10 protein-coding genes are annotated in these 16,113 nt (G+C 34.8%); 7 read left to right on the top strand and 3 right to left on the bottom strand.

Features of this window, described 5'->3' with window-relative positions; all coding sequences use genetic code 11:
* Nucleotides 1-26: 26 nt before the first annotated feature.
* From OEA66_RS05445 to OEA66_RS05435, 3 genes are all read left to right on the top strand, one after another.
* The gene (locus tag OEA66_RS05445) at nucleotides 27-692 is read left to right on the top strand and encodes a hypothetical protein (protein ID WP_267280435.1); all 666 of its coding nucleotides are present in this window, start codon (nucleotides 27-29) and stop codon (nucleotides 690-692) included.
* A 769-nt stretch (nucleotides 693-1,461) separates the two neighbouring features.
* Nucleotides 1,462-2,304, top strand: a complete 843-nt coding sequence (locus tag OEA66_RS05440; RefSeq protein WP_267280434.1) for a hypothetical protein — start codon at nucleotides 1,462-1,464, stop codon at nucleotides 2,302-2,304.
* A 500-nt stretch (nucleotides 2,305-2,804) separates the two neighbouring features.
* Nucleotides 2,805-4,097, top strand: a complete 1,293-nt coding sequence (locus tag OEA66_RS05435; protein WP_267280433.1) for an alpha/beta fold hydrolase — start codon at nucleotides 2,805-2,807, stop codon at nucleotides 4,095-4,097.
* A 12-nt stretch (nucleotides 4,098-4,109) separates the two neighbouring features.
* Here OEA66_RS05435 and OEA66_RS05430 read toward each other — a convergent pair whose 3' ends face one another.
* Entirely contained in the window at nucleotides 4,110-4,724 is a 615-nt protein-coding gene (locus OEA66_RS05430) for a helix-turn-helix domain-containing protein (RefSeq protein WP_267280432.1), read from the bottom strand.
* A gap of 200 nt (nucleotides 4,725-4,924) precedes the next feature.
* Here OEA66_RS05430 and OEA66_RS05425 point away from each other — a divergent pair, with 200 nt between their 5' ends.
* The 3 genes from OEA66_RS05425 to OEA66_RS05415 all read left to right on the top strand — a co-directional run bounded on the left by OEA66_RS05425 (nucleotide 4,925) and on the right by OEA66_RS05415 (nucleotide 13,006).
* Entirely contained in the window at nucleotides 4,925-5,572 is a 648-nt protein-coding gene (locus OEA66_RS05425; RefSeq protein WP_267280431.1) for a hypothetical protein, read from the top strand.
* A gap of 235 nt (nucleotides 5,573-5,807) precedes the next feature.
* Nucleotides 5,808-7,817 carry a flotillin family protein gene (locus OEA66_RS05420; protein ID WP_267280430.1) on the top strand — a complete coding sequence of 670 codons (2,010 nt, stop codon included), beginning with the start codon at nucleotides 5,808-5,810 and terminating at the stop codon, nucleotides 7,815-7,817.
* Nucleotides 7,818-8,194: 377 nt separating this feature from the next.
* The gene (locus OEA66_RS05415) at nucleotides 8,195-13,006 is read left to right on the top strand and encodes a DNA repair ATPase (RefSeq protein WP_267280429.1); all 4,812 of its coding nucleotides are present in this window, start codon (nucleotides 8,195-8,197) and stop codon (nucleotides 13,004-13,006) included.
* 48 nt (nucleotides 13,007-13,054) lie between these two features.
* Here OEA66_RS05415 and OEA66_RS05410 read toward each other — a convergent pair whose 3' ends face one another.
* Together OEA66_RS05410 and OEA66_RS05405 are read right to left on the bottom strand one after the other, a co-directional pair.
* Complete coding sequence (locus OEA66_RS05410) at nucleotides 13,055-13,396, bottom strand: helix-turn-helix domain-containing protein (protein ID WP_267280428.1); 342 nt, start codon at nucleotides 13,394-13,396, stop codon at nucleotides 13,055-13,057.
* A 24-nt stretch (nucleotides 13,397-13,420) separates the two neighbouring features.
* The gene (locus tag OEA66_RS05405; protein WP_267280427.1) at nucleotides 13,421-13,837 is read right to left on the bottom strand and encodes a transposase; all 417 of its coding nucleotides are present in this window, start codon (nucleotides 13,835-13,837) and stop codon (nucleotides 13,421-13,423) included.
* Between the two features lie 733 nt (nucleotides 13,838-14,570).
* Here OEA66_RS05405 and OEA66_RS05400 point away from each other — a divergent pair.
* Nucleotides 14,571-16,106, top strand: coding sequence for a SulP family inorganic anion transporter (locus tag OEA66_RS05400; RefSeq protein ID WP_267280426.1), 1,536 nt, complete (start codon nucleotides 14,571-14,573; stop codon nucleotides 16,104-16,106).
* Nucleotides 16,107-16,113 lie beyond the last annotated feature (7 nt).

Below are 16,113 nucleotides of genomic sequence, written 5' to 3'. Positions count from 1 at the left end.
TCGGGGCTAGTAAATGCAAGATAATTATGATAAAACTCATTAACACAATAGAAGTTAGCCCACTAAAATATTCTAAAGAAGAATATGAACTGCCTGATGCTTCTGATTATCCAGATGCAGACGATTGGTATAGAAAATGGGAAGAAGTGATTTCTAAATTAGACCTTGGTTTTCATACTATAAAAAAAGATTCTTATTTAGTCGACATAGAAACCATAGATGAAGAAAATTTACAAATGATTTTAGAAACAGATCTTCAGGAAATTGATTTAGAGAAGTTCGAGGATGAAGTTCCTGCTTTTGCTGGAGGAATTGTTTTGACACAGAATGATAAAATACTTATTGTACCAAGTTGCTGTGGAAATATAGGAAATATAGAAGAGTGGCAAAGAATTTTAGATAATAAAACTTCCGATTGGTCAGATTTATGGATCGGGCATCCGTGGGTTTTTTATAGAAAGCAAAACGGAAAAGTTCAATTTTCAGATTATTCAGATTTAAACTTAAAAGAATTTACAGATATAAAAGTAATATTCGAAGTTGATGAATCCGAATTGAAAAATGAATTAGATAAAATGAAAAAACACCAAATAAAATTTAAACATAGAATTACAGAAATTTTGAAAAAAATAAATGTCGAAAATTCTGAAAGAATTTCAGAATTAATGACAGGACTCGGTACATTACATTAAAATAAACCGATGTCGTAAGAAAAGAAATCCTTCGACTTCCTATTGAAACAGAGTCTTTTCGCTAGATTGCTCGGTTTAAACTAACCAATGTCGTAAAATAAGAGTTCCATCGTCAAACTTAAAATTTGAACAACATTCAAAAACTCTTATAACTTGTTACTTGGTTTTTAATTTAAAATAAAATTTTAACTGCGTAAAAAGAATGCGCACTGACGCAATAATTTTGCTGCAACAAAAAACAATAACCATGAAAATTTTAAAAAAGTAAGTGTCGTAAAATAGAGTTTCTTCGTTTGGGGACAGCAATGCAGGTTCGAGTCCTGTTCCCGAAAATTCGGGATGGCGTAATTGGTAGCGCTCTGTCAGTAAGTCTCTGTTTGATTTTTTACCTTACTTTAAAAAATTATCGATGCCGTAAGAAAGAGTTCCTTCGAATCCAAATTGAAAAAAAGCCTCTTTCAAAATTTTGCTCGATTTTAAAAAATATAAACAAAAACTATAAAATAAAAATCAAGTGTCGTTTTAGAATCATACTTCGGTTATTAATCATTGGGACGCAGGTTCGAGCCCTGTCTTTTCTTGGGAAAGTAGCTCAGCGGGTAGAGCAAATGCACAGAAGATTCTATATTTTTTACCTTGATTTAATAATAAAGAGTGTCGTAGTAAAGACTTACTTCTTGGTGTAATTTTGGTTCGAGTCCAAACAATCTTGGAAAAGATTGGGAAGTCTTTCAATAGGTTGCCTCTTTTTTACTTTAAAAATAATAAAATGATTGTTCCGGAAGATTTTACAGAATTTTTATATTGGATAAAAGAACGTACAGAAAGATTATGGTCTGTTGATGATGAAAATCATTATCCTAAAGGGTTTTATGGAGCTCAATGGCAACCGTTAAGTGAAGAACAAATTGATGCTGTTGAATTAAAATATGCTGTTAAATTCACATCAGAACACCGTGAATTCTTAAGAGTTTTGCACGCCGTCGATAAAAAAGAAATAATTGAATACGAAGATGATGGCGAAATAATTACGGAACATTGTACTTTCTTTTACAATTGGTTGGAAGATGAAGAAGAAATTTTAAAAATAATGAAAGAACCTTATCAATGGATGTTTGATGATATTGATTCTGTGAATAAAGTTTGGCTAAAATCATGGGGAATTAAACCAAAATCTGAAGCAAAAAGAAAAGAAATTTTTGATGAGTGGTTTTCTCACATTCCAAAACTGTTGCCATTAACTGGGACTAGATTTATGATAAGCGATGAAAATCTTTCATGGAAGCCTATTCTTTCAGTTAGGGGTTCTGATATTGTGACAATGGGGTGGGATTTTAGAACTTATCTATTAAATGAACTAAAAAATCATCTCGATATTCATATTTGGGTTTTTGATGAAGAAGACCAAATGTTTTATCCTGAATTATTGCCGGAAGTGCAGGAGATTTTTGATCAGAATTTTAAATATGATGAAACAAAAGACATTCCTTATCTTAAAGAAATGATGCTGTATTGGTCCTCTGGATGGTCAAGCTTTGATATGAATTATCATCCTGAAAATGCGAAAATTCGTCCAATTGTGAAAACATATATCGCTGAAGAAGAAATTTAAAAATAAAAAACAAGTGCCGTAAAATAGTGTTACTTCGATATTACGACGGGGTCGCGGGTTCGAGTCCCGTCTCTTCCACAAATAAAACACAATGTCTATTGGGAGAGTAGCTCAGATGGATAGAGCACGATACGCTTTTTGACTTTTGCCTTGTTTTAAATAAATAAAAGTGTCGTAGAGAAAAGATACTTCGTCTCACCAATGGGGAGGAATAGCGAAGTCGGTAACTCCGGCAAGGCTATCCGGTTCGACTCCGGCAAGACATGCCCCGCATTTTCTTTTCTCGCTTTTTACCTTTTATAAAATGATAAACCTTTTCATAACTCTTTGGAAGGGATGTTTTTTTATTTTAAAACTGTATTTATCTAATCATGATGAAATAATAGTATATTTTTGTCTTTATTAATCAATTGTTTAAGGAGGATTTTAAATGAAATCCATTTGAAGTGTAACCGATGGGAAGTTTGAACTGTCTTATCAATATTAAATCGCATCAAATCATGATAAAACTAATTTTAAACATCTTTATTTTTATTTTCTCCGTTGTTTTTGCAAAATTTTCCGGACAAAAGCTTTATCAGGTATACCAGGGAGTGAATGTCGAAAAGTACCAAGGAAAAAATTTCATTTTAGAGGGTAAAATATTCTACAACAACGAAATTTCCAATACTTCGTGGATTGTATTGACTACCTTACCTATGGACGGTAAAGGGAAAGTAATGGGAAATCCTACACATACTCCGGATGCAGGAATGTATTATAAAAAAGGAGAGTGGAGTTCTTACGAAATGAAAGGTAAAATCGATAAAAAAGCAAAAGGTCTTGTAATAGGGGTTTCTGTTGCGGGTACGGGAAGTTATTATCTTGATGATTTTAAATTGTACGTTTTGGATGGTAAAGATAAAATCGAAATTCCTGTGAAGAATGGAGATTTTGAAGATAGTTCACTAATGCCTTGGCAATCTCATGCTGCGGAAAAAGGTTCTACAATGTCAATCTCGACGGCTAAATCTTTTTCAGGAAAACAGTCATTGCTGATTGATAATTCAGACGCAGATGTTAAGCCAACTTTTGGCAATAACAAAGAAGTCGGAAAAATGATTGATATCAACGGTGTCAAATTATACTATGAAATCTATGGACAAGGCGACCCGCTTTTGCTAATCCACGGAAACAACAGTTCGATGGCTAGTTTCAACAGTCAGTTGGATGTTTTGTCTAAGAAATATAAAGTTATTGCATTGGACAGTCGTGGACAAGGAAACTCCACTTCAGACGATGTGAGATTAACCTATGAATTAATGGCGGATGATGTCAACGTATTTTTAGATAAATTAAATCTTAAAAATGTCAACGTATTAGGCTGGAGCGACGGCGGAAACATTGCGGTCATTTTAGGAATGGAACATCCTGACAAAGTAAAGAAAATGGCGATTATGGGAACGGTTTTGTATAATAACGACACTTCAGTAGATCCTGGAATCAATAAAATCCTCCATCAACATGTCAATGAAATGAAGGCAAGAGGCGTCGCAGAAAACAATATGAATTACCGTTTAAAAATGCTGCTTCTTACCGAGCCCAATATTAATCCGGATGCTTTGAAAAAAATACAGGCTCCAACTCTGGTAATGGCCGGCGAACATGATGTGATGCCGGAAAAACACACCCGACTCATCGCCGATAAGATTCCGAATGGAAAAATGCTTATTTTCAAAGGTGGAGATCATGAAGCTCCTAAAAATATGCCCGAAAAATTTAATAAAGCCATTTTAGAATTTTTCGAAAAATGATATATGTGCAGATTATTTAATTGATTTTCTTTCCAAAATCTCAATCCTTTCCAAAATACTGGAGAGGATATTTTTTTGCTCAGAAGATAAATAGCCAGCGATTTTGTACACCTCTTTTTCAGAATGATTTTGATCTGAAACTGAACTTAGATACTGCAGATTTCCATTCTCAATACATAACAGAGTTTCAGGATTTTCTTCCACAATATTTGACTTCATTAAAAACAAAAAGTCCCCAATTTTATAATTTGACAAAACCGATGTACTTTCTTTAAATTCATAGATTAAATCAATATTTGCCAATGCTTTTTGCAGTGAGTTATATTGAATGTTGTTTTCAAAATTATTCTCCTTGTAAGGTAAATCTGAATTAAAAGAGAGTTGGAATTTTTCGAAATTTTCCGGCTTATTGAGATCATCAACCGTTAAGGGGACAGTCAAGAATTTATCCAAATCCAGATTAAAGTAATGAACTACAGTTAGTAGTGTTGCGATTTTAGGCTCTGAGCGTCCTTCTTCATACGCACCGATAACGCCTCGGTTCAATTCAAATAAATCTGCGAATGCCTGCTGGCTCAAACCTTTTGCATGTCGTATCGTCTTAATATTGGCTCCGAAAAAACTCATAAGTTCTAATCTTTTTTGCAAATGTAAGATTAAATTTAATTATTTTGCTAATATTATTTGCATTTTAATATATTTTTATTATATTTGTGAACATCTGGTACATTTGAACCTTTTTGTAGGGTTTTACGGTCGGAATATTTTAAATATTTAATCAGAATTGAATATTTATTACAAAATAAATAATCTATTAATAATGAATTATGATTGATCAGGAATTTTTAAATACAGCTTTTTCTCCGGTTAACACGGTTTTATCTGTGTTGCTGATCTTGTCGGTCGTTTATTGGCTCTTTACCATTATAACTGGACTGGATATAGATGTCGGGTTGGATGCGGATATTGATACTGATGTCAACAGTCCGGATGGTAACGTTCATGTTCCGGATGATGCTTCGGGATGGCTTCAGTTTCTGAAATTTCTGAATCTTGATATTGTACCGATCACGTATTTCCTGACGCTTTCACTTTTGCTGACCTGGTTGGGTTCATTTTATCTCGAATCTTTTTTCTCTTTTGAAATTTGGATCTCGGCTTTAATGGTGATTCCGATATTTTTCATCAGCATTCTCTTGACGAAATTAATTTTAAAACCATTAAATCCATTCTTCAGAGAAATTAATCACAAGGGCGAAATTCCACATGATTTTCTGGGCCGACAGGGGAGAATGAAATCAACCATCCACGGAGATAAAACCGGAATGCTGGAAGTGTTCGTAGGAAAAGATCCGATGATCCTGATGGTGAGAAGCAAAGATGGTGAAGTCATTAACCATGGAAAGACTGTTTACATCGTAGATGAAGACCGCAAGAAAAGAATTTATTACGTCGCAGAAGAAATAAAATTTTAAAAAGTAAAACAATGATCACCTTATTTATGCTGATGTTCAGCTACATTTTAGAATTGCTTCTTTAATTAGTATTAATCATTTTATTGTTCGGTGTCTTGGCTGAGAGAAATCGAAGATTCGACAAAGTTAAACGCCTTTGCGAACGGAAAATATGCAGAACAATAGTAAAGAAAATCTTTACGCTCTCCGCATTTAATAAATTAAAAACACATTTAAACAAATAAACTATAAAAATATGAATACACCTTTGATTGTTGGGATTGTTGTCACAGTGGTAGCATCTCTCGGATTGATTTTCTGGATTTTATCGATGTATAAAAAGACCGTTCAGGGAATCGTAATTTTAAGAACAGGATATGGAGGAACCAAGGTTTTCTTCAATGCAGGAATCGTAATTCCGGTAATCCACAGAATGGAATCGATGGATATTTCGGTGAAGAAACTGGAAATCGCCAGAGAAGGAAAAGCGGGTTTGATCTGTAAAGATAATATGAGAGCCGATATTCAGGTGGCTTTCTTTATCAGAGTGAATAAATCGGCAGATGATATTGTGAATGTTGGACAGACGATTGGTTGTCAGCGAGCATCTGATATCAATACTTTGAGAGAATTATTTGAGGCGAAATTTTCTGAAGCTCTTAAAACGGTTGGTAAAAAGTTTGAATTTATCGAACTCTACGAAGCGAGAAGCGAATTCCGTCAGGAAATTTTACATATAATAGGAACCGATCTGAACGGATATGTTTTGGATGACTGTGCGATCGATTATCTGGAGCAGACTAAAATTGAAAATTTGGATAAAGACAATATTTTAGATTCTGAAGGGATTAAAAAAATTACTGAACTGACGGCTACTCAGAATATTAAAGCCAATCAGGTTCGCAGGGATGAAGAAAAAACCATCACCAAGCAGAATGTTGAAGCCCGTGAAGCAATTTTAGAACTGGAAAAACAGCTGGCCGAGAAAGAAGAATCTCAAAAAAGAGAAGTAGCCAACATTAAAGCACGTGAAAATGCTGAAATTCTAAAGGTGGATGAAGAAGAGCGTCTGAAGTATGAAACTGTGCGCATTGCTACAGAAGAAAAATTGCAGATTGCTGAAGAAAATAAACAGAGACAGGTCGTGATCGCTTCCAAAAATAAAGAACGTGCTGATTTAGTGGAAACGGAAAGAGTACAGAAAGACAAAATGCTTGAAGCAACTGAAAGAGAAAGAATTGTTTCACTTGCTCAGATTGAAAAAGAAAAAGCCATCGAACTCGAGAAGAAAAATATTCAGGATGCCATCCGTGAGCGTTTGACAATGGAGAAGACGGTTGTTGAAGAGCAGCAGACAATCAAAGATTTGGAAGCCTTCAAAACGGCGGACAGAACCAAGCAGGTTGAAATCACTTTGGCAACGCAGGAAGCAGAAAAGAAATTGATTCAGGAAACCAGAGCAGCAGAATCAAGAAAATTATCTGCAGAAAAAGATGCTCAGAAATATGTGATTGAAGCTCAGGCGAAAAGAGATGCGGCAGAAAAAGAAGCGGAAGCACGTAAAATTATCGCTGACGCAAAAGCAAAAGAAGAAGCAACGGTAGGTTTGTCTGAGGCTCAGGTTCTTCACGCCAAAGCTGATGCTGCCGAAAGACAGGGAATCGTTGAGTCAATCGTCATCGAGAAAAAAGCAGAAGCAGAAAGAAAAGAAGGAATTGCTCAGGCTGAAGTAATCAAAGAAAAGGCGTTTGCAGAAGCTGCCGGAATTACCGAGAAAGCAGAAGCGATGAAAAAACTGAACGATGCAGGAAAAGATCACGAAGAATTCAGACTGACTTTGGCAAAAGAAAAAGAAGTTGAACTGGCGCATATCTCCATTCAGAAAGATATTGCACAGGCTCAGGCAGGAGTTTTGGCGGAAGCGTTCAAATCTGCAAAAATTGATATCGTCGGAGGCGATAATACCTTCTTTGACAATGTGGTTCGTCAGGTTTCTGCCGGTAAAGGTTTAGATAAATTCATCAGCCACAGCGAAAACGCAACCTTGGTCAAAGAAAATCTTTTAGGTGACGGCGAAAACATCATCGGGAAAGTAATGGGAATGGTTGATAAATACAATATTTCTTCCGAAGACATCAAAAACATGAGCATTGCAAGTCTGATTTTCAAACTAAACGGCGTTGCCGACCAACAGGAAAAAGGTCTCTTGTCCAGAGCAATGGATATGGCAAAAAACCTCGGTATCGAACAAAAGCCAATAAAATAAAATAAGAATGCTGTTTTGATTTATTTAAAAAGTCCCAAAGGGACGGCTTAACAAAGGATAGGATGTAATCCTATTATAAAAGCAGCAAACAAAACAGCAGAATTTTATATAGTAAAACTCTCATTGTAAAATTAAATCAATGCTTTGAGAGTTTTTAAAATATTAAGAAAATTAAAAGATTAAGGTTTTAAGAAATTTCATTGATATTTTTAAGCGTAATGCTTTAATATTTGACATTGTCGAATTTCTTAATGAACCTTATGTCGAATAATTTCTAAACTTCTTAATGTTGAAAAAAAACATTGCTTTTTAGAAGCATTTTTAAACAGAATGATGATAGTCTAAAATCTAGCATCTAACATCTAATATCTCAAAATATGTCAGAAAAATTAAATTCAGGGACATACGAAATAATTCAAAGCCGTCTGAATGAGCAGAAAAACGACCTCATTCAAAGGCTTCAGAAGCTGAACGAAAACCGTAAAGAAATTTTCGGGGGTGTAGATTTTTCACTCATCGCGAATGAAAGAATTTCTACGGAACACAATTGCGTCGCCAAAGATATTTTTTCGCTGAAAAATACTTTAATCTTCGGATCAAATGCGCATTTGGGTTTGCAGAGTGAAATTAATATCACGGATGTTTTCTCAATTTACACGATTAATAAGGACCGTTTTGAACCTCGTGATTTATCGCTGATCAATGATGAAATCTTCGTTGAAGAGTTCAAAAATTTGTATAAATATTACAGAAACACCTTCTTTGCACGTTTTCATTTTACCGAAAACTATCTGTACATGGTTTTCCAGCTGTCTGAAAGTACGTCAGATATCAAGGCTTTCAAATGGCTGATCAAAGAAGATCAGTTGGTGTATGTGGATTCCAGAAGTGCTTCGGAGGTGACGTATCCACCACAACATGGTTTTGCATGGACGAAAGCTACCAGAGATATGCAGCGCAGCGGAAAATTTCCGCACGTTTCTCTGGCTGATAAAGTTTTTGTAGAGTCTATAGGTGGTGATATTACCATTAAAATCGAGGACAATACCGACACAGGAAAAGGAATCTACTCCGAGGATGTCATTCACAAAGATCAGAATCTGGATGATGCTGAAATTCACTTCTGTGATCTTGATAATTTGGTTTTATTTAAAATTAAACCATATCAGGAAACGGAAAGATATTTCATTTACAATCATAAAGAAAAAATCGTTTCGCGTGTTGATACCTTGAAACATTCGGCGGTTTTGCTTCCGGAAAATCAGGGCGTTTTATTCTCAAATGGATATGCTTTACAAACTGGAGGTCTGAAAGTAATTTCTCAGGATTTAAACCGTCTTCATTATCTGAAAACGATTTCCGAGCCGAACGGTGAAAATTTTATGTATGTTTTTTATGATGATAAAACCAATAATTATCAGCTGATTTCGTACAACATCATTACGCAGACCATCGAAACACCGATCCGTTGCAGTGGATATTCAATTTTAAATGACGGGAAACTTATTTATCTCAGAGAAAGTGTAGAAACTACGAAACATCATCTAGCTCAGATCTGGCAGACGCCGTATGCTAAAGAATTATTGCCAAACACTGAAAAATCGGACACGCTGATCTATAAAATCGGGAACAAAGATATCGTGAGAGTGATGGCAGAAAGTCAGGAACTGATTACTTTACTCAACAAAGAAGATTCCTACAGCGGGCTGTACGACGATATTGTCAAGCTTTCAACAACGATTTTAGATGCATATTATTTTCTTGGTGATGATGAGGTTGAAAACCTTGATCAGCCTTTAAAGGAAATCCGTAGCATTGCCCATTCCGCGATCAACGAGTTTGAAAAAGTGGTCGAGCAGAAGAAAAATACTGCAGAAGCTGTTGAGAAAATCAAAATTGCCTGTGAGAAAATTCTGGATGATACCAAAAGGATTCATTATTCTGAACTGACAGAATACATCGACATGCTCTCGCAAATCAGAGCGCTGCGTGGCGAAATTACAGGAGCGAGAGATCTGAAATATGTCGATGTTAAAATTCTCGATGCCTTAGATCAGTCATTGGCAGCAAGGTCAGAAGAACTTTCCAGTGCCTGTGTCAATTTTCTGTTGCAGGAAAATTCTCTGTCGCCTTACGAAACCAGAGCGCAGTCCATTTCAGAAAATATTATCAATTTGCAGAAAGCGATCGACGCCAAAACAATTGAAGAAGAAATCACAAATTTATCTTCACAGCTTGAGCTGTTGGTGGATATTGTCAATAATTTAAAAATTGAAGATACTTCGCAATCCACACAGATCATTGAAAACATCTCGGTGATCTTTGCAAGATTAAATCAGGAGCGATTGGAATTGTCGAAAAGAAAAAGAGAAATTTCCGGTAAAGAATTGTCCGCTGATTTTCAGGCGCAGATGACCTTGTTTGATCAGTCGGTGATAAATTTTCTCGAACTTTCTCAAACTCCGGAAAAATGTGATGAATATCTTACTAAACTTTCCATTCAGCTTGAGGAAATGGAAACGAAATTCATTGATTTTGACGAATTTATCCAGAAAATTGGCGAAAAGAGAGAAGAAGCATATGGGCATTTTCAAAACAAACGGGTTCAGCTTACGGAATCTCGTAACAAGAGAACGCAGAATTTGTATGATTCAGCAAAAAGAATTTTGCAGTCCGTAAAAACAAAAACCGAATCCTTTGATGCTGAAAATGAGATCAACGGCTATTTTGCGACCGATCTTATGGTGGAAAAGGTTCGTGGTATTTCCCGGCAGCTGATGGAAATGGAAGATTCTGCCAAGGCGGAAGAAATTCAGACCCTGTTGAAAACTTCGCAGCAGGAAGCAGTCAGAAAGCTTAAGGATAAAAAAGAAATTTACGCAGACGGCGACAATGTGATCGCTCTGGGTGATTATAAATTTGCGGTCAACCGTCAGAAATTAGATCTGACTTTGGTGCTTAGAAATGCTCAGTATTATTACCATTTAACCGGAACCGGATTTTATGAACCTCTGAATTTTGATGCGGTTGCAGATTACAAAGACGTCTGGAATCAGGAATATATTTCGGAAAATTCTCAGGTAAAACGTTTTGAATATTTAGCCTGGAACATTTTCTCAAAAAATAAAAATATCAACACCGAGGAGCAAAACCGGAATGCGATTCAGCAGTTTATGACTGAGCATTTTGGTGAAGGTTTGGTGAAAGGAATTCACGATGAAGATGCGCTGACGATTGTTTCAAAACTTCAGCAGATGCATAATGAATTAGGTTTGATGCAGTTTACGCCTTCCGAAAGAGCCTTGGCGCAACTGTTTTGGTATTTTTTGAATCAGGAAAGAAAAGAATATTATCAGAAACAGTTTGAAGCGGCCAATTTAATTTCTAAATCTTTTGTGACTGATCAGGGTTTCAAACATCTTAATGACGAACTTTCAAATGAGATCAGGTCTTTTGCTTTAAGTAATTATCTTTTTGCTGAGGTCAATGATTTCAATGCTGCCATTTATTTAAAAAGAGAAAATAAATCAGCGTTTGTTGTTTCTGAAAAGGCGGCTTTGCTGTTCGAATCATTTTTAAAAGATTTAAAGGACAAAGGAAAGGATCTTGAGTTTATTGATCAGCTGAATGCACTGAAAAATTATCCATCAGCGTGCTTTTCAATCGCAGAAAGTGCTTTAAATGCATTCTTATTAAATTCAGAAATAAATTTTGAAGAGGATGTTAAAAAAGAGACCGCTGTGTTTTTTGTAACCCAGCAATTCAACGCTGAAAATGTTCTTCATGTCACGTATGAAGCAGATTTGAAAGGTTTAAAATCATTAGAAAAAGACCTCGATTATCATTTAAATTATTATGAATTCAGTTCACGCCTGTCCAATTTCACTGAAGTGGTTGTTCCGAAATACAAACAGTTGCAGGAATTGAAAGCGAAATGGGTGAGTGATAAAAAGAAAAGTCTGAAAATCGATACCTTCAAATCTCAGGTTTTGAGCTCGTTCGTAAGAAATAAATTGATTAATGATGTGTATTTTCCTTTGATCGGGTCAAATTTGGCCAAACAATTGGGAACAGTTGGAAACGATAAAAGAACCGACAGAATGGGAATGTTGCTTCTTGTTTCGCCGCCCGGTTACGGAAAAACCACGTTGATGGAATACATGGCTGACCGAATGGGATTGGTTTTTATGAAAATCAACGGTCCGTCGATCGGTCATGATATTGTTTCAACAGATCCGAATGAAGCGAAAAATGCCGGAGCAAAACAGGAATTGGAAAAACTGAATTTAGCTCTGGAAATGGGCGACAACGTAATGTTGTACCTTGATGATATTCAGCACTGCAATCCTGAGTTTTTACAGAAATTCATTTCTTTAGCTGACGGACAGAGAAAAATTGAAGGAATTTACAACGGCGAAAGTAAAACCTATGATTTAAGGTCAAAACGTTTCTGTCTCGTCATGGCAGGAAATCCGTACACGGAAAGTGGTGAGAAATTCAAAATTCCGGATATGTTGGCGAACCGTTCAGATACGTATAATTTAGGTGAAATTTCAGGAAGCAAAACGGAGTTATTTGATTTAAGTTTAATTGAAAATGCCTTGATGTCAAACGATTATCTCACGCGACTGACCAATCAGGGAATGGAAAATCTCTACAGTCTGTACAACAGCATTCAAACCAATTCTCCAAATGTGGATCTGGCAGGAAACTTCAGTTCGAATGAAATTTCAGATTTCAGAAAGGTTCTTGAAAATGCTTTGAAGGTTAGAGATATCGTGCTGAAAGTCAATAAACAGTACATCGCTTCTGCCGCAATGGCCGATGATTACAGAAACGAGCCATCTTTTAAACTTCAGGGTTCGTATCGGAATATGAATAAATTGATTTCAAATATTCAACCGATTTTAAAGGAAGATGAGGTGACGCAAATTGTTTTAAATCATTACCAAAATGAATCACAGACGCTTACCACCGGAGCAGAGTCGAATATGCTTAAATTAAAGGAACTGATGAATCTGATTTCTGAAGATGAAAAAAACCGTTGGGAAGAGATCAAGAAAACCTTTGTCAAAAATAAAATGATCAAAGGTTTGGGTGAAAATGACCGAATGACCCAGATTGTAGCTTTGCTGGCGCAGTTCAGCGAAGGTCTGGATGGGATTAAAGATGTTTTGAAGAAGGATTAAATTGTTATGCTAAAAAAAATACTACGCATTTTGCGTAGTATTTTTTTGTTATTTTTTTGAAGTTTCAACCAATTCTTCTTCTAATATTTTTTTCCATTTAGAAAAAGTTGTGCGGCTGATGTTGTACTTTCTAGACATAAAACTTGTAGACAGACTGTGCTTTTTCTGATAACTTAAAAGTTTCATCATCGTCTTTTTGTCGTAAGTTTTCAACTGCTGATTTGTTTTTGCAGTTTCTTTATTTGGCTTAAAAAGTCTTTCATTCAATTTCAGAATTTCATCTGTAGAATTAAGCTTTCCAAGCTGTTCTTTTACTTTTGGGCATTCCAGTTTTTCCGGATGCTTCATCTTCAGCAGATCTTCGTAGATCCTGTTGTAATTTGGCCTCATAAAATATAATGTTTTCTTGGTGTGTTATCTCTTTTTCTGAATCCAGCGGTGCAATGTACTCTTTGGGATAGAATATTCTTTAATTACATCAGCCTGAGTCATTTCCCCGGATTCTATTCTACTCAGGATAAAATCTTTGATTTCCTGGGTATAAATATTTTTTCTGAACTGTGGCGTTGTTTCGCTCTTTTTCTCCGATTTGTTAACGGCAGAAGGTGGAGCATACAAAATCAAGTGTGAGCTGTACAATCTGAAAAAATCAAACTCCAGTAATTTACTCCATCTTAAAAGTATATCGCTATCTATCGATTGACTTTCATATACATTTTCCACAAAATCTTCATCTTTACCAAGGAAATTACAGATTCTTTCGAGAGAAATATTTTTATTCTCTACCATCTCCTTAATATATTTTCCTATATGTATATTTTTGTATAGCATTTATTAAAAACTAATTTTTTTTAGATTAATCACATTTTGTGTAGTAAAGGAATGATTATTAGCACTTTTTAAGAAATAGGAGGGAATTATTTCTTTGGCATTATGGTAGGCTTTTATACCTGGCTGTCTCATTGCTTTACAATATTAAATAAATTATTAACTGTAAAAATATGATTTTCAGCAATTTGTGTTTGTGATTGGGTGGTGAAATAAGATTTAAAGTTACCTTATTGTCTCAAATAATAACTTTAAAATGGTAATAATGCTCAAATGTGTGATTTAATGAGGGTTCTTAAATACTTTTATTTATAAATCTTCATAATTGCCTATTACTCCTCGCTATTTAACATAATATTTTTACTTTAAATTTAAAATTATGGTTAATTATCGTCTTGTTTATACGTCAAAAATAGAAAAAAATAATGAATTAATCGCAATGTTTTTATTTGATAGAGATTAATAATATTTAATTTATGTTGAATAATGATTGTTAAAATTCCATCAATAAAAGAAAATAATAATAGCGATGTTGTCTTTCTTATAGATTTTCAATGATATACAATTCTTTTAATATTGAATTTTTTAAAAGAAAATTGGTTAGTGAATCCTAAGTCTTATTTTTGCTTTATCAAAAAAACTAATTTTAGCAAAATAGGCTCATAGTATATAAATAAACTATATTTTGTTTTAATAATTAATTTATGTTTTTTTTGATAATATTATAATATCTATTATGCGCTCAATAGCTTTATTCGACTTCACTAAGAAAATAAATTATAAAAACGAACTTTTAGCTGGATTAACAGTTGCAATGACAATGATTCCGGAATCCTTATCGTTTGCAATTCTTGCCGGACTTTCACCATTAACGGGTTTGTATGCCGCTTTTATGATGGGATTGGTTACTGCAATTTTAGGTGGCCGTCCTGGAATGGTTTCTGGTGGAGCAGGAGCGACAATTGTTGTTTTAATTGCCTTAATAAAAACTCATGGTGTAGAATATCTTTTCGCAACAGTAGTTCTGGCAGGAATTTTTCAATTATTGGTCGGAGTTTTCAAGCTCGGGAAATTTGTAAGATTAATTCCTCAACCCGTAATGTATGGCTTCTTAAATGGTTTGGCGGTCATTATTTTTATGGCACAAGTTGAACAATTTAAAATAATTGATGCAAATGGAGTTGTTGGTTGGTTACAAGGTGCTTCTTTGTATATAATGGTTGGGCTTACTGCTTTAACGATTGTAATTGTTTACTTTTTTCCTAAAATTACAAAAGTTATTCCGGCTTCTCTGGTTGCTATTGTTATTATTTTCGGGATTGTTCTAGGTTTTGGAATTAATACAAAAACAGTTGCAGATATTGCTCACATCAGTGGAAGTCTTCCAAGTTTTCAAATTCCTAAGATTCCATTTTCCCTTGAAACGTTACAAATTATTTTTCCTTATGCCATAATTATGGCAGGAGTTGGTTTAATTGAATCACTTTTAACTTTATCGATGGTTGACGAAATCACAAATTCAAAAGGAAGTGCAAATAAAGAATCTGTTGCTCAAGGTTTAGCTAATATTACCAACGGATTTTTTGGTGGGATGGGAGGTTGTGCAATGGTTGCCCAAACTTTGGTTAATTTAAATGCGGGTTCAAGAGCCAGGTTATCAGGAATAATTGCATCGATTACAATCTTAATAATCATTTTGGTAGGAGCGCCTTTCATTGAAAAAATTCCGATGGCAGCTTTGGTTGGCGTAATGATGATGGTGGCAATAAGTACTTTTCAGTGGGTCTCGATTAGAATTATAAACAAAATGCCGAAATCTGATATTTTTGTTGGAATTACAGTTGCTTTAATTACGATTGTTCTTCACAATTTAGCATTGGCTGTTTTGGTTGGAGTAATTATTTCCGCCTTGGTTTTTGCTTGGGATAATGCGAAAAGAATTCGTGCGAGAAAGTATATTGATGAAAATGGAATTAAATATTACGAAATTTCCGGACCGTTATTTTTCGGTTCAGTAACAACTTTTACAGATAAATTTGATCCTGCAAACGATCCAAACGAAGTTGTCATAGATTTCAAAGAAAGTCGAATTGTAGATATGAGCGCAATCGAGGCTGTAAATAAATTATCAAAAAAATATGCAGAACTCGATAAAAAACTTCATTTAAAACATTTAAGTGAAGATTCAATAAAAATGTTGAAAAATGCTGAAGCGGTAATTGAAGTAAATATTCAGGAAGACCCGACTTATAAAGTAATGCCGGAAAAATAGTTTGTTA

This window comes from Chryseobacterium luquanense, assembly GCF_026460945.1.
Taxonomy (GTDB): domain Bacteria; phylum Bacteroidota; class Bacteroidia; order Flavobacteriales; family Weeksellaceae; genus Chryseobacterium; species Chryseobacterium luquanense.
The sequence above is the reverse complement of the archived record's forward strand: the minus strand, read 5'-3'. Positions and strand labels throughout refer to the sequence as shown.

Bases quoted from the DNA above. Each gene is read 5' to 3' on its own strand.
- OEA66_RS05445 (WP_267280435.1), top strand. From the start codon at position 27: ATGATAAAACTCATTAACACAATAGAAGTTAGCCCACTAAAATATTCT.
- OEA66_RS05440 (WP_267280434.1), top strand. From the start codon at position 1,462: ATGATTGTTCCGGAAGATTTTACAGAATTTTTATATTGGATAAAAGAA.
- OEA66_RS05435 (WP_267280433.1), top strand. From the start codon at position 2,805: ATGATAAAACTAATTTTAAACATCTTTATTTTTATTTTCTCCGTTGTT.
- OEA66_RS05430 (WP_267280432.1), bottom strand. From the start codon at position 4,724: ATGAGTTTTTTCGGAGCCAATATTAAGACGATACGACATGCAAAAGGT.
- OEA66_RS05425 (WP_267280431.1), top strand. From the start codon at position 4,925: ATGATTGATCAGGAATTTTTAAATACAGCTTTTTCTCCGGTTAACACG.
- OEA66_RS05420 (WP_267280430.1), top strand. From the start codon at position 5,808: ATGAATACACCTTTGATTGTTGGGATTGTTGTCACAGTGGTAGCATCT.
- OEA66_RS05415 (WP_267280429.1), top strand. From the start codon at position 8,195: ATGTCAGAAAAATTAAATTCAGGGACATACGAAATAATTCAAAGCCGT.
- OEA66_RS05410 (WP_267280428.1), bottom strand. From the start codon at position 13,396: ATGAGGCCAAATTACAACAGGATCTACGAAGATCTGCTGAAGATGAAG.
- OEA66_RS05405 (WP_267280427.1), bottom strand. From the start codon at position 13,837: ATGCTATACAAAAATATACATATAGGAAAATATATTAAGGAGATGGTA.
- OEA66_RS05400 (WP_267280426.1), top strand. From the start codon at position 14,571: ATGCGCTCAATAGCTTTATTCGACTTCACTAAGAAAATAAATTATAAA.